Genomic DNA, 13,683 nt, shown 5'->3' with positions numbered 1-13,683 from the left:
GCAGATCACACCTCCCGGAAGGATACCCGCCGCGTGCGCGGCAGGCCCCAGGCGGACAGCACCGCAGCCAGCCCTCCGATGCCCAGCACGGCAAAAGCCCATCCCCAGCCGGATGCGGGCGCCCCTGCGGGATTGGTCGCGTCCAGTACCAGGCCGAAGACGACCGGCGATACCGCACCAGCGCCGAATCCCACGAGCGACCGGATGGCCAGGGCCGAACCGAGATAGGCAGGGCGCACCGCCTCCGTCAGGGCGACCGAGAGCACCGGCGAGTCGCCCAGCGCCGTGAAGCCGTAGACCGCGCCCACGACGGCGATGATCAAGAGCGGCCCTCCCACCAGCCACCCGAAACTGAACGAGCATGCGGCGCTAGTCGCGGCCAGGGCGAGAATAACCGTGCGGCGCCCGAGCTTGTCCGAAAGGTACCCCATAGACGATGACGCCACCCAACCCATGAGGTGGAAGGAAGCCGAAAGGTAGGCGCCGAGCTCGGCGGCCCGTAGCGTCATCGCCCCGGATACGGCCAGGCTGGCGGCCACAAACGCCGGCGCCCACGCCCACATGCCCAGCAGTTCCCACGAATGGCCCGTGTAGCTGACGATCAGGCGCGTTGCATGCGGGTTGCGCAGCAGTTCGACCCCGGCACCGGACCCCTCCTCGCCAGGATGGATCACGTTGGCCGTCCCCCGCAGGGCGAACCATCCGACGAGCATCCCTGCAAGTGGGCCGGCGGCGGTCACCAGGAACGCCGCCTGATAGCCGCCCCGAGGCAGCACGGCACCCGTGACCAGCAGCGACGCCGCGTGGCTCAGCGAAGAGGCAGCGATCAGCCAGCCCAGGGCCGCGCCGCGGTGCTGCGAACGGTAGCGGTCGGAGATAAGCATGATGGCCGTGGTGTACGTGCCTCCCTGTGCGAGCGCGGTCAGCGTGAACAGCGCCAGCCCGGAAGCGTACGACCGCGCAAAGAGCGCAAACCCCAGCGCGGCAATCGTGCTCATGGCGCCGGAAATCAGGAAGATGCGCCGGGCGCCGACCCGATCGGCCAGCCAAGAGAAGCCCAGCAGGGAGATCGCGTAGCCGACCTGGAAACCGGTGGCCACCGAACCTGCCTGGGCCGCGGACATGCCCCACGACGCCCTGAGCACGGGCAGGCATGCGGCATAAGTCATGTGGATCATGTTCATGAAGAAGCGCGAGGCGCAGATCCCCGGCAGCCAAAGGTCGGGCTGGGCGCGCTCCTTCACTGTCTACCCCGGCGATTCACAGCGGCGATCCGTAGCGATGGGCCTCCTACCTCCGCCCCACCAGCAGCGGCAGGATCTCGATGCCGCGCAGGTGCCCCAGCGCTCCTTTGGCCGCGGCGGCCTCGGTGAATCGGCCGGCGCCGTCGGGCACCGTGCTCCCGCCGCCTATCAGAAGGGGCACCGGGTCGGGCGAGTGACCGCGCACCTCGCAGGGGGTCGCGTGGTCCGCGGTCACGGCGACGATGGCCGCGGAGGGATCGAGCGCCGGTAGCAGATTGCCGAAGAAGTGCGCGTCAATCTCCTCGATGACCTGCTGCTTGGCCGTGAAATCCCCGTCGTGCCCGGGCTCATCCGGCCCCTTCAGGTGCATGTAGAGACCGTCGTACTGGGGTAGCACTTCCAGCGCGCGGCGCGCCCATGTCTGGTAGGCCTCGGCGCGGCTGCCGGAGGTGCCGTGAGGTATCTCAACCACGCCCATCCCAAGGTAGCGCGCGATCCCACGCTCGACCGGCATCTCCACGAAGCACCCCAGCCGTACGCCAAAACGCTCGTGTATCGAGGGAACCTGCGGCAGATGGTCGCCGCCGTCGCGCAGCAGGATCAGGTTGCCGGCCAGCTTTCCCGCGGCCCGCCGCCGGGCGTTGAGTGGGTGCGCATCCATGATCTTGCGGCTCTTCCGGGTGAACTCGTTCACCAGCGCCGCAGCCGCGCGCGCCTCGGTCGATCCATCGAGCGGCACGCACTCCTCGACCTGGTTCCCGAACGTGGCGCGGGCGACGCCCATGCCGCCGATGCGCGCATAGGCCGGATCGGTGTTCGAGATCTGGGCGCTCAGGCGTCCCTCTGTGGGATGAAAAACCACCGCGCAGCGGTGGCCGATCGTCGCGGCCACGACTACCCTGGCGGGCGCGCTCTCTAGATCGATCTGCGCGGTGACCGCTTCGGCCAGCACGTGCGCCTCTTGTGAGGAAAGGTTGCGGCCTACGCGCCGGTCAACGATCAGGGCGCCCTCCCCGCCGGTGGCGAAGTTGCCGCGCAGCGCCAAGTCGCCCCCGCCGAAGTCCAGCCCGGCGCCCAGCGCCTCCAGCGGGCCCCGGCCGACGTGATAGACCATCGGATCGTACCCGAGGATGGCGACCACGGCCACGTCAGATTCGGGCGCGATCCCTTCCCCGACAGTGGTAACCAGACCCTGCTCGCCGGAGGCGGCCAGGCGGTCAAGGTGCGGGGTATGCGCGGCCTCCAAGGGCGTGCGGCCTCCAAGCGAGGGGATCGGCCGGTCGCCGACACCATCCAGGATCACATAGAGGATCTTGCGGCTCATGAGAACCCTCCAATCGCTGCCACGAGATCGGCGCTGAGCGTCCCCGAGTAGACCTCGGACGCCGGGCCGGTCACCCGAATGCTCCAGTCTTCGCCCACGACTACGCGCAGGTCTCCTCCGGGGGCCGAGACTGTGATCTCGCGGTCGGTCATGTCCTCGCGCACCGAGGCGGCCGCGACGGCGCTGGCGCTGGTACCCGAAGCCATCGTCTCGCCGACGCCGCGCTCCCAGATGAGGATCTGCACCCGGTCGCGCGCAACCACCTGCGCGAACTGCACGTTCGTGCGTTTGGGAAAGAGAGGATGGGTCTCCAGGAGCGGCCCGAGCCGGTGCAGGTCAATCAGATCCAGGTCCGGCACGAAGACGACGCAGTGCGGGTTGCCGACCGAAACCGCCGTGATCTCCAGCCGCTGGTCGCCAACTTCGATGATCTCGTCCACCATCTCGCGGGGCGGTCCCGTGGCCGGGATCTCGGTGCTTTGAAAGGTCGCGCGCCCCACGTCCACCGTCATCTGCTCGATACGACCGCCAGCCAGGTGAAGCGTCATGCCTGCGATCCCGCCGGGCGTGTCCACGGTGAAGGCCGTCCGATCGGTGTACCCGTGGTCGAAGAGGAACTTGGCGAAGATGCGCAGGCCGTTGCCGCTCTTCTCGGCCTCGCTGCCGTCGGGGTTGTAGATGCGCAGGCCGAAATCCGCGCGCGAAGTCGGAACGAGCGCCAGGATCCCATCGGAACCGACACCCAGGTGCCGGTCGCAGATGCGCTGTATCGCCCGGGAGGTCAGCTCGAAGGTGAGCGCGGAGGGGTCGAGCACCAGGTAGTCGTTGCCCAGCGCGTGGGACTTCACTATCCAGTTCTGCCCTGGGGGGGGCGTCATCCTTCTTGCACCTCCTGGGATGGCCTCCGGGCACGGCGTAGCGCGGCCGCGATAAGGCGCTCCACCTGGGCCGGGAACTCCAGCCCCGCGGCCAGCGCGGCCTTCGGAAAGAGACTCCGCTCGGTCAGGCCGGGAATCGTATTCACCTCGAGCACCGCGACGTCCGCCTCGCGGACGAAGAGGTCCACGCGCGCGAAGTCCCTGCAACCCAGCACGCGGTAGGCGCGCAGCGCGGCCGCCTGCGCCCGCCAGACCGCCGCAGCGGGCAGGCGCGCCGGGCAGATTTCGTCGGCCGCGCCCGGAGTATACTTGGCTTCGAAGGTGAAGAACTCCCGCTTGGGCACGATCTCCACCAGGGGCAGCGCCACCGGCGCGCCGCGCTCGGGATCGTCGAGGATAGCGCAGGTCAGCTCGGTGCCCGTCAGGTACTCTTCCACGAGAGCCGTCTGATCCAGGGCCAGTGCTGCCGCCAGCGCATCCGCCAGGCCCTCCGGCTGGCGAACCAAGCTTACCCCGATGCTGCTGCCCAGGGCATTAGGCTTGACCACGCAGGGGAAGCCCAACGTCTGCCGCACCTCCTCCACCAGCGAGGAGCCTCTGGCCGCGAGCAAGGCGCGGTCCACTACCAAGTAGCCGGGCACCGGCACGCCGTTGAACGCCATAAGCTGGCGCGACCGTCGCTTGTCCATGGCCAGGGCGCTGGCCAGGACGCCGGAGCCCGTGTAGGGAATGCCGGCGAACTCCAGCATGCCCTGAACCGTTCCGTCCTCTCCGAAAGGACCGTGCATGGCGACAAACGCCACGTCCATGTCCGTGGGAGGGAACCACGCGCCTGCGGCCGGCGCCTCCAACGGTACCACATCGTAGCGTGTGGGATCGAGCGCAGCCGCGACGTGGCGGCCGGTGGAGAGCGATATCTCGCGCTCCGGCGACGGGCCGCCCATGAGCACGCCGACGCGCAGCCGCCTCACGCGGTGCTCACCGTCATGATCACTATCGGGATGCGCCTCCCACAAGCGCGCGCCTTGTACAGCCGGAAGCCCGCATAGGTGTCCTCTGCCAGCCGCCAGAGCCTCTCGTACTCCCCTCCGCTTGCTTCGCGTGCGACGTACTCCCCAACCTGACCGCCCACGGAAACCACCGCGCGGGGGTTCGCCTTCAGGTTAGAGTACCAGGCCGGGTTGTGTCGCCCTCCCCAGTTCGAGGCGACGAGGGCGAAAGCATTCGGGGTAAGCTCGTCGCGAACGCACAGCAGAGGAAGCGTGCGCGGCAGCCCGCTCCTGGCGCCGGTGGCTGTCAAGACGACGACCGGCAGACCTGTCAAGAGGCCGGTCATGGTCGTGCGGCCCCCGGTCACCCTGAGAACGAGGCGGTCGAGATGGTGCAGGGTGCGAGAAAGGAACCAGGCTCCCAGCCGAGACGAAGCAACCCCCTGCACAAAGGAGTTGATCAGAGGCCCTTCCCGCATTCTTGGCAGAACTTAGAGTCCTCTTCGTTCAGCTTTCGGCAGGAGGGACATCTGACCATAACGATTCTCTGCGGCCCGCCTGTTCCGGCCTTGATCTGGGCCTCATCCAATGCATCTTTGACCATGCCGCCTGCCATTCGAGCGTAGGGTTCGAGTTCCTGCCGTGCCCGTTCCGGATCCAGAACCACGCCAGAACCGGCCAGGCCACGGGCTCCAACTGCCCTGATTGCGCCACCAACGGCCACGAGCGCCAGTCCCCCGAAGGCGCGAATCAGGAAGGACCCGATCACCGTTTCTGGATCTGAGTCTCTCCCGGCAAGCATCGCAAGCGTGACAAACACGGATGCGAACATGAGGCCGCCGATGATCATGACAACGACGCCCAGGTAGTAGGCGGTCTTTCTGCCAGCAGATACCTGCCTGCTCATGCTGTCCTCCCCGCTGCCCAAGAGCGCGATCCTCAGAAGAACGGTAACGTCACGATTGTACCCCAGGCGACGCCCAAGAGTGCCAAAAGGGTGCAGCCGAGCGCCTTCCTCTGCCTACCGCCCCGGGAAAGGGAGCGACAGGGCGGCCTCGAATCATTCGCAACAAGAATCCCAAGAGGAGGACCACCCATGAAACGCCTGCTCTCGCTGACCGTCGCCGCGATGATCGTCGTCGCGCTGATCATCACCGCAGCCGCCACCGGATCTGGACTCGCCCAGACGCCGGCCAAGCCCGGCCGAACGGTGCAGTGGAAGTTCACGATTGACTGGGTCTTTGACGGGTCGTACGCGCCCTTCCTGCTGGCGCTAGAGAAGGGCTACTACGCCGCGGAAGGTATCTCCCTCACCATTGACCGCGGGTTCGGCTCTGCCGACGCCGTGTCCAAGGTCGCGGCCGGCGCCTACAACCTGGGATTCGCCGACATCAACACCATGATCGAGTTCAACGCCAGGAATCCCGGCAGGGACCTGATCGCCGTTGCCGTGCCCTTCGACGCGTTGCCTTCCAGCATCGTTACGCTGCGGAAGGAGGGCATCACCCGGCCGATCGACCTCTACGGGAAGAAGCTGGGTGCGCCGGCCGGCTCTGCTCCGCGCGTGCTCTGGCCGCTGTTCGCCAAAGCGGTCGGCATGCACCCGGCCTCCGTGGAGTGGGTGACGATGTCCCCGCCGCTGCGGGAGCCGATGCTGTTGCGGGGTGAGGTCAGCGCGGTTGCCGCCTTCTCGTTCAACGCCTTCATCACGCTCAAGACTGCCAGGGTGGATCCCGCGGACATCGTGATCTTCCCATACAACGAGTACGGCCTGCCGCTCTACGGGAACGCCATCATCGCGCCGCCTTCCCTCCTGAAGGACGAGCCCGAAGCTCTGCGAGGTTTCGTCAGGGCGATAACGCGCGCCTGGAAGGATGCGGTCGCAAACCCCTCCGAGGCCATCAGCTCCCTCAAGCGCCGCGACCCGATGATTAGCGAGGACGTGGAACGGGAACGCCTGGTGCTGGCCCTCCAGCACGTCGTCCTGACCAAGGACGTCAGATCGGGCGGCTTCGGCGGCGTCAAGGGCGAGCGCCTGAGCCGGTCCATTGACCTGCTGGCCGAGGCGTTCAGTCTCCCGACCAAGCCCGCCTGGCAGCGCGTCTTCTCGGACAAGTTCCTGCCTCCCAAGTCTGAGCGCATGCTGCCCGCAAGGTAGCCTAGCCGGGAGTAGGGTGCGGAGAAGGGGGTTTCTTCGCCAATCGCGAACCTTTTAGGTTACACCGGAATCCAACCATAATACTCTAGCATCCGGAGAATCTCTGTCCTATCTCAAGGAGGGACCAGAAGTGAGAAGCCTCTTGGCAGTGTTTGCGGCGGTGCTGGCAGTTGTCGTGCTGGCCGCCGGATTTGGCCTTGCCCAGCCGCCCGCCAGACCAGGTAAGCAGACGACGTGGAAGTTCACCCTGGACTTCATCGTACAGGGACCGCAGGCGCCCTTCCTGGTCGCCCTGGAGAAGGGCTACTATGCGGCGGAAGGCCTGAACATCACGGTTGACCGCGGCTTCGGCTCGGCCGACGCGGTGACCAAGATCGCCGGCGGCGCCTACAACCTGGGCTACGCCGACATCAACTCAATGATCGAGTTCAACGCCAGGAACCCAGGCCGGGAGCTCGTGGCCATAGCGGTCCTGTTGAACGAGCCTCCCTTCTCGATCATCACGCTGAGGCGCGAGGGCATCACGCGGCCGATCGAGCTCTACGGGAAGAAGCTGGGCGCGCCGGCCGGCGATGCGCCGCGCCGCCTCTGGCCGCTCTTCGCCCGGGCTGTGGGCATGCACCCGGCCTCGGTCGAGTGGATCACCATGGACGTGCCGCTACGTGAGCCGATGCTGGTCAGGGGCGACGTCAACGCCATCTCCGGCTTCTACTTCACCTCGTTCCTCAACCTGAAGGCCGCGCGGGTAGATCCGGCCGAGATCGTGGCGTTCATGTACAACGACCAGGGCCTTCCCCTCTACGGCAACGCCATCATGGCGCCGGCGACCCTGCTCGAGAAGGAGCCCGAGGCGGTCCGCGGGTTCCTCAGGGCGTTTGTGCGCGCGTTGAAGGACACGATCAACAACCCCTCAGAGGCCGTCGCCATCGTCAAGCGGCGCGACCCGCTGCTGCGCGAGGACGTAGAGCTTGAGCGCCTGCAGCTCGCGCTCCGGCACAACATCCTGACCAAAGATGTGCAATCCCACGGCTTCGGCGCAATCAAGGGCGAGCGCATGAGCCGGTCCGTTGATCTGCTGACGGAAGCGTTCGCGCTCCCGGTCAAGCCCAGGTGGCAGCAGGTCTTCACCGACAAGTTCCTCCCGCCCAAGGCGGAGCGTATGCTTCCCGTGAGGTAGAATAGGCGCTGCAGGGATAGGCCAACCTAGCGCAAGAGGGGTAGACAGATGAGGCGACTTGGGCTCGAACGTGAGCTCGTAGATAAGACTGTTTATGAGCGGGCGGTGGGACGTTTCCGCGATGCCGGGATCGTGCTGCCCACCTTCGCAGAACTGACGGACCCGGCCCGGATTCCGCCGCGGATCCGGGAGGCCCTCTCCGGCGTGGACCCGGATGCCCCACACCCGCTGAACCTCTTTAGGGTGCACTGGTTCAACGGTGCAACCCGCACCGACCGGGTGGCGTCGCCCGAGCACGTGGTGCTGCCCAAGGCGCTCACCGGGGTGGAAGCGCGCATCGTGGTCGCACTCGGAGACCGCTTCCCGATGATCCGCGCCCACAAGGTGCTGGCCGCCTACGGGTGCATAGCCCCGCGGATAATCACCGGGCAGTTCGACCCGACGGCCCATCGGGCTGTCTGGCCGTCCACCGGCAACTATGCCCGCGGCGGCGTGGCCATCTCGCGCATCATGGGCTGCCGGGGAATCGCCGTGCTGCCGCAGGGGATGAGCCGGGAGCGGTTCGCATGGTTGGAGCGGTGGATAGCCGACCCCGCGGACATCATCCGGACGCCGGGCACAGAGAGCAACGTCAAAGAGATCTACGACAAGTGCGCGGAGTTGGAGCGCGATCCGACCAACATCATCTTCAACCAGTTCTGCGAGTTCGGAAACCATCTGGTGCATTACCTGGTCACGGGAAAGGCGCTGGGGAATCTGTTCGAGTCGCTGGCTGCCTCCGAGCCCGGCCTGCGGATGCGCGCCTTTGTCTCCGCCTCCGGCTCGGCCGGCACCCTGGGCGCCGGTGACTACCTCAAGGAACAGTACGGCGCCAAGATTGTGGCCATGGAGGCCCTTGAGTGCCCAACCATGCTGTACAACGGTTTCGGCGAGCACAACATCCAGGGCATAGGTGACAAGCACATCCCTCTGATCCACAACGTGACGAACACCGACTTGGTGGCGGCGGTCTCGGACCAGAGCACCGATCGGCTCGACGTGTTGTTCAACACTCCTGCCGGCCGCGAGTATCTCGTGAGCCGGCAGGGTGTACCGCCCGCGGTGATTGAACTGCTGCCGGCGCTGGGGCTCTCCAGCATCTGCAACGTGCTCGGGGCGATCAAGACCGCGAAGCACTTCGGGATGGGGCCACAAGATGTCGTCGTCACCGTCGCCACCGACGGCGCGGCGATGTACGCCACCGAGCGGGAGAAATCCCTCCGGAAGTACTTCCCAGGCGGATTCGATGCGGTCGCCGCCGGCGCGACGTTCGCCGGACACCTGGGCAGCGTCACCAACGACCACCTGCTGGAGTTGACCCGCGTGGACCGGGACCGCATCTTCAACCTGGGCTACTTCACCTGGGTGGAACAGCAGGGGATCTCGATCGAGGAGTTCGAGGCCAGGCGGGATCAGCGGTTCTGGCAGGAGATGCGGGCGATCATCCCAGCCTGGGACCATCTGATCGAGGAGTTCAACGGAAGGACGGGAGCGGCCGCATGATTGCCTGTACCGGGTGTGGCGCCGCGGCACCGCCCGGCGATCCCTACCCCTTCAGGTGTCCCAACGCAGGCCGGGGCGACGATACCGACCACGTGATGACCGCGGTGCTGGACCCGGCGGGCCTTCGGTTTCCCGCCTACGGTCCGGCCAACCCGTTCGTCCGATATCGCGAGCTCTCACACTCTTACCACCTGGCCCTGGCGCACGGCCTCACCGACGCCGACTATGTCGGCCTGGTCGAGCGGCTCGACCTCGCGGTGGCGCAGGTGGACGGGGGCGGGTTTGAGGCCACCCCGTTCTTCCGCAGCGGTCCGCTAGGCGACCGTCTTGGATTCGCCGGGGGCGGCGTCTGGGTGAAGAACGAAACCGGCAATGTTTCCGGGTCGCACAAGGCGCGCCACCTGATGGGGCTGCTGATCCACCTGGAGGTAGTCGAGCGGGCCGGCCTGACCGCTCGGGCCGGGACCGAACAGGCCGGCGCGGGCGCGCCCGATTTGGCCATCGCGAGTTGCGGCAACGCGGCACTGGCCGCCGCAGTGGTGGCCCGGGCCGGCGGGCGGCGGCTCCAGGTGTTCGTGCCCACGAGCGCCGACCCGGTGGTGGTATCACGATTGGAGGCGCTGGGCGCGCACCTGACTATCTGCCCCAGGGAGGAAGGCTCCCCCGGCGATCCTACCTACCACCGGCTGCAGCAGGCGGTGCGCGAGGGCGCCCTGCCGTTCACCTGCCAGGGGCCTGACAATGGGCTGACGATAGACGGCGGCAAGACCCTGGGATACGAGATCGCCTCGGATCTGGCGTCCGCCGGCAGTACGCTGGACCGCCTGTTCATCCAGACAGGCGGCGGTGCGCTGGCCAGCTCCGTGATCCAGGCGCTCCAGGACGCGGTGCGCCTGGGCGCGCTGGAGCGGATGCCGCGGATCCACGCGGTCCAGACCCTGGGCGGCCATCCTTTGGAGCGGGCCTACGGCCGGCTCATGGAGCGGATCGGGCCGTCTCCTGAGGGCGGGCCGGAGGGCCGCGAGAGGATCGAGGAGGCATTGCGCTACGCCGCCACCCACCGTTCGCAGTTCATGTGGCCGTGGGAGGAGGAGCCGAAGAGCATCGCACACGGCATCCTCGATGACGAGACTTACGACTGGCTGGCGGTTCTCCGGGGGATGGCAACCACCGGGGGCACTCCGGTCCTGGTATCTGAGGAGACACTGAAGGAAGCCAACGCGCTCGCGCAGGCAGCCACGGGGATCGGTGTGGATCACACCGGCTCCGCCGGGCTGGCCGGGCTGCTGCGCCTTCATCGCGAGGGCGGCATCGGGTCGGGTGAGCGCGTGGCGGTGTTGTTCACCGGCGTGAAACGATGAGACAATACGAGGGCCGAACGGCCGGCATAAAGGGAGGGATCGGTTAATGAGAAGCTTTCTCGGTAGGGACATCCTGTCGCTCAAGGATTTCGAGCGCAACGAGTTTTTCCGTGTCTTCCAGGTGGCGGACGACCTGAAGCCCTACGCGCGCGACCGGCGCAACACCGACCTGCTGAAGCACAAGACCCTGGTCACCGCGTTCTACCAGCCCAGCACCCGCACGCGCCTGGCCACGGAGGCGGCCATGATCCGGCTGGGAGGCAGCGTGCTGGGGTTCTCGGACGCCAAGATGACCCGTGCCGGCGACTTCTACCAGGAGTCTATCAAGGACACCGTGCACATGCTCGAGTACTACGGCGACGTCATCGCCATGCGCCATTTCCAGCAGGGCGCGCCGCACGAGGCGGCCCGCTGGGCCTCGGTGCCGATCATCAACTGCGGCGACGGCTGGGGGGAGCACCCCACCCAGGTACTGATAGACCTATACACGATCCAGCGCGAGCTGGGCACGCTGGACGGCCTCAAGGTGCTGTGCGTGGGCGACATGCGGATGCGCACGATGCACTCAATCCTCTACGCGATGTCGCAGTTCGACATGGAGGCGTTCGTGGTCTCGCCGCCCGAGATGTCCCTTCTTCCCGAGTTCAAGGCGGAGCTCGACGCGCTCAGCGTCCGGTACCGTGAGGTAGCCACGGCCGAGGAAGTCATCGGCGAGGCAGACGTGATCTACATGGAGCCCGTGGTCCAGCCCGACTACACGAAGTCCCGTGACGAGCGCTCCGGCGACGTGGGGCTCACCCCGGCGGCCTACAAGATCACCCGCCAGTTGCTGCGGGAGCGGGGCAAGAGCAGCGCGATCGTGCTGCACTCCCTGCCGCGCATGGACGAGCTTACCCCCGACGTTGACATCACCCGCCACGCTCGGTACTGGACCGAGGCGTTCAACGGCGTGGTCGTTCGCATGGCGCTGCTGGCCCTCGTGCTGGGCGCAGTGGAATAGGAGGAGTCCCGATGCAGACATATCTCCGCGGACGTGACCTCATCACCCTGCAGGAGTGGACCAAGGAGGAGATCGATACCGCGCTGGACGTGGCCTTGGATCTCAAGCGCAGCCGAGCCCTCAGCCAGCCGCACGCCATCCTGCGCGACAAGGTGCTGGCGATGCTGTTCTTCTTCTCCAGCACGCGCACCCGCGCCTCGTTCGAGGCCGGCATGGCGCAGTTGGGCGGCCACGCGCAGTTCATCGAGAGCCGCACCACCCAGATCGCCCACGGCGACACCGCCAAGGAGATCGGCGAGATCCTGGGACGCTACAACGACGGCCTAGCCATCAGGCACGTGGACTGGATGGGGGGCAACAAGTACATCCGCGAGGTCGCCGCGGCCAGCCGTGTGCCCGTGCTGAACATGCAGTGCGACATCTACCACCCGTTCCAGGCCCTCGCGGACCTGCTGACCATTATCGAGAAGAAGGGCGATCCGCGCGGGAAGACCATCACCGTGAGCTGGGCCTACGCCGCCAGCTACCAGAAGCCGATCAGCGTGCCGCAGAGTCTGATCCTCCTGATGCCCCGCTTCGGCATGAACGTCCGGCTGGTCCACCCGCCGGGATTCCAGCTGATGCCCGAGATCGTGGGACAGGCGCAGGAGAACGCACGCCGCGCCAAGGTTGGGTTTGAGATCATGGACGACTTCGAGGCCGGCATTCGCGGCACCGACGTCGTCTACGCGAAGAGCTGGGGCGCCCTGCTGACCGTTAAGAGCGATGAGGAAGGCGCGAAGCACTCCGCCAAGTACAAGGACTGGATCACCGATGAGCGGCGCATGGCAATGGCCGGGGATGACGCGATCTACATGCACCCCCTGCCCGCCGACCGCAACATCGAGGTCACCGACGCGGTGATTGACGGGCCTCAATCGGTGGTCTACGACGAGGCCGAAAACCGGCTGCACGGACAGAAGGCCGTGATGGCCCTGACGATGAGCTGACGCGCACCGGATACGGCGACGCGCCCAGGAAGAGAGCGGCGGGAAGAGGGCTGCGGGAGGGAAGCGCATGGCCGGGCGTACCGCGGTAGTGGCGATCGGCGGGAACTCGCTGATCAAGGATTCAAAACGCCAGACGGTGCAGGACCAGTACGAGGCCGCCAGGGAGACCTGCCGGCGCATCGCCGGCATGATCCGGGACGGCTGGGACGTAACAATCGGGCACGGCAACGGACCTCAGGTCGGCTTCATCCTGCGCCGGTCGGAGCTGGCCGCCCACGAGCTGCACGAGGTGCCGCTCGACGTTTGCGGCGCCGACAGCCAGGGCGCCATCGGCTATGCGCTCCAGCAGAACCTGTACAATGAGTTCCGCCGGCTCGGCATCAAGAAGGACGCCGTGACCGTGGTAACGCAGGTCGAGGTGAGCGCGGACGATCCTGCCTTCCAGAAACCGACCAAGCCGATCGGGTCGTTCATGGACGCGGAGAAGGCCCGGCGCCGACAAGCCGAGGAGGGCTGGAGCGTGGTTGAGGACGCGGGAAGGGGCTGGCGGCGCGTCGTGGCCTCGCCGGTCCCGATCCGCATCGTCGAAGAGGAGGCGGTCAAGCGCCTGATCGGCGAGGGGTTCGTGGTCATCACCGTGGGCGGAGGCGGAATCCCGGTCGTAGCCGACGCGGAAGGCAACCTGCGTGGGGTGGCCGCGGTCATTGACAAGGACCTGGCATCGTCACTGCTGGCCACGGTCATAGGCGCCGACCTATTCGTAATCACCACCTCGGTGGAACAGGTAGCCCTCAACTTCGGCAAGCCCAACCAGCAGACGATCCGGCGGATGACCCTGTCCCAGGCCAAGGAGTACCTGGCCGAGGGCGTGCACTTTGCGAAGGGCAGCATGGCTCCCAAGATGGAGGCGGTCATCGGCTACCTGGAGCGGGGCGGGGGCGAGGCGTTGATCACCAACCCTGAGAACCTGGAGCGGGCGCTGGGCGGGGAAACCGGCACGCGCATCACCCTGGGCTGATCG

At 66.8% G+C, this 13,683-nt stretch carries 13 protein-coding genes; 7 read left to right on the top strand and 6 right to left on the bottom strand.

Translation table 11 applies throughout. The annotated features are described in order from the left end of the window. Positions 1 to 5: 5 nt before the first annotated feature. The 6 genes from RDU83_01710 to RDU83_01685 are packed head-to-tail and all read right to left on the bottom strand — an operon-like array spanning position 6 to position 5,363. Positions 6 to 1,244 (bottom strand): MFS transporter, encoded by a 1,239-nt coding sequence (locus RDU83_01710; protein MDQ7839727.1) that lies wholly within the window; start codon positions 1,242 to 1,244, stop codon positions 6 to 8. 46 nt (positions 1,245 to 1,290) lie between these two features. Then, positions 1,291 to 2,568, bottom strand: a complete 1,278-nt coding sequence (apgM, locus tag RDU83_01705) for a 2,3-bisphosphoglycerate-independent phosphoglycerate mutase (GenBank protein MDQ7839726.1) — start codon at positions 2,566 to 2,568, stop codon at positions 1,291 to 1,293. After that, on the bottom strand, positions 2,565 to 3,446 hold the full coding sequence (gene dapF / locus RDU83_01700) for a diaminopimelate epimerase (protein MDQ7839725.1): 882 nt from the start codon (positions 3,444 to 3,446) through the stop codon (positions 2,565 to 2,567). Before dapF ends, apgM begins: the two co-directional genes overlap by 4 nt. Beyond that, the gene (locus tag RDU83_01695) at positions 3,443 to 4,417 is read right to left on the bottom strand and encodes a D-alanine--D-alanine ligase (GenBank protein MDQ7839724.1); all 975 of its coding nucleotides are present in this window, start codon (positions 4,415 to 4,417) and stop codon (positions 3,443 to 3,445) included. The genes dapF and RDU83_01695 overlap by 4 nt, the downstream gene beginning before the upstream one ends. After that, entirely contained in the window at positions 4,414 to 4,914 is a 501-nt protein-coding gene (locus RDU83_01690; GenBank protein MDQ7839723.1) for a nitroreductase/quinone reductase family protein, read from the bottom strand. Before RDU83_01690 ends, RDU83_01695 begins: the two co-directional genes overlap by 4 nt. Further along, positions 4,896 to 5,363: a zinc ribbon domain-containing protein gene (locus RDU83_01685; protein MDQ7839722.1), complete on the bottom strand. Its 468-nt coding sequence runs from the start codon at positions 5,361 to 5,363 to the stop codon at positions 4,896 to 4,898. Before RDU83_01685 ends, RDU83_01690 begins: the two co-directional genes overlap by 19 nt. Before the next feature lie 168 nt (positions 5,364 to 5,531). On the opposite strand from RDU83_01685, the gene RDU83_01680 reads away from it, so the two are divergent. From RDU83_01680 to arcC, 7 genes are all read left to right on the top strand, one after another. Continuing rightward, positions 5,532 to 6,593 carry an ABC transporter substrate-binding protein gene (locus RDU83_01680; GenBank protein MDQ7839721.1) on the top strand — a complete coding sequence of 354 codons (1,062 nt, stop codon included), beginning with the start codon at positions 5,532 to 5,534 and terminating at the stop codon, positions 6,591 to 6,593. Between the two features lie 130 nt (positions 6,594 to 6,723). Then, the gene (locus RDU83_01675; GenBank protein MDQ7839720.1) at positions 6,724 to 7,770 is read left to right on the top strand and encodes an ABC transporter substrate-binding protein; all 1,047 of its coding nucleotides are present in this window, start codon (positions 6,724 to 6,726) and stop codon (positions 7,768 to 7,770) included. Between the two features lie 48 nt (positions 7,771 to 7,818). Further along, positions 7,819 to 9,312: a pyridoxal-5'-phosphate-dependent protein subunit beta gene (locus RDU83_01670; GenBank protein MDQ7839719.1), complete on the top strand. Its 1,494-nt coding sequence runs from the start codon at positions 7,819 to 7,821 to the stop codon at positions 9,310 to 9,312. Further along, entirely contained in the window at positions 9,309 to 10,673 is a 1,365-nt protein-coding gene (locus tag RDU83_01665) for a pyridoxal-phosphate dependent enzyme (protein MDQ7839718.1), read from the top strand. Before RDU83_01670 ends, RDU83_01665 begins: the two co-directional genes overlap by 4 nt. Positions 10,674 to 10,719: 46 nt before the next feature. Further along, positions 10,720 to 11,673 (top strand): aspartate carbamoyltransferase, encoded by a 954-nt coding sequence (gene pyrB / locus RDU83_01660; GenBank protein ID MDQ7839717.1) that lies wholly within the window; start codon positions 10,720 to 10,722, stop codon positions 11,671 to 11,673. Between the two features lie 11 nt (positions 11,674 to 11,684). Further along, the gene (locus RDU83_01655) at positions 11,685 to 12,662 is read left to right on the top strand and encodes an ornithine carbamoyltransferase (GenBank protein ID MDQ7839716.1); all 978 of its coding nucleotides are present in this window, start codon (positions 11,685 to 11,687) and stop codon (positions 12,660 to 12,662) included. Between the two features lie 67 nt (positions 12,663 to 12,729). After that, a complete protein-coding gene (gene arcC, locus RDU83_01650; GenBank protein MDQ7839715.1) occupies positions 12,730 to 13,680 on the top strand; it encodes a carbamate kinase in 951 nt (316 codons plus the stop codon). Positions 13,681 to 13,683 lie beyond the last annotated feature (3 nt).

It is taken from the genome of bacterium (assembly GCA_031082185.1).
GTDB lineage: Bacteria > Sysuimicrobiota > Sysuimicrobiia > Sysuimicrobiales > Humicultoraceae > VGFA01.
The sequence above is the reverse complement of the archived record's forward strand: the minus strand, read 5'-3'. Positions and strand labels throughout refer to the sequence as shown.